General features: G+C 51.7%; 1 rRNA gene. It reads right to left on the bottom strand.

From position 1 onward, the window contains the following. Positions 1 to 559 (bottom strand): 16S ribosomal RNA (locus SD31_RS14475); the annotation flags it as partial.

Genomic DNA, 559 nt, shown 5'->3' with positions numbered 1-559 from the left:
TATGTCATTTCACCGCTACTTGTCTCATTCCGCCATCTTCAACCGAATTCAAGCCAAACAGTATCAAAGGCACTGCGACAGTTGAGCTGCCGACTTTCACCCCTGACTTATCTGGCCGCCTACGCACCCTTTAAACCCAATAATTCCGGATAACGCTCGGATCCTCCGTATTACCGCGGCTGCTGGCACGGAGTTAGCCGATCCTTATTCTTACGGTACACTCAGACCGGTACACGTACCGACGTTTGTTCCCGTATAAAAGCAGTTTACAACCCATAGGGCCGTCTTCCTGCACGCGGCATGGCTGGTTCAGACTTCCGTCCATTGACCAATATTCCTTACTGCTGCCTCCCGTAGGAGTCTGGTCCGTGTCTCAGTACCAGTGTGGGGGATTCTCCTCTCAGACGCCCCTAGACATCGCAGCCTTGGTAAGCCGTTACCTTACCAACTAGCTAATGTCACGCGAGCCCATCCTTGTCCGATAAATCTTTGATCATCGAAAGATGCCTCTCAATGATGTCATGCGGTATTAATCCGACTTTCGCCGGGCTATCCCCCT

Origin of the sequence: Sphingobacterium sp. T2 (assembly GCF_000814685.1) — a bacterium.
Lineage (GTDB): Bacteria > Bacteroidota > Bacteroidia > Sphingobacteriales > Sphingobacteriaceae > Sphingobacterium > Sphingobacterium thermophilum.
Note: the sequence above shows the minus strand (reverse complement) of the source record. Positions and strands in the feature narration are given on the sequence as shown.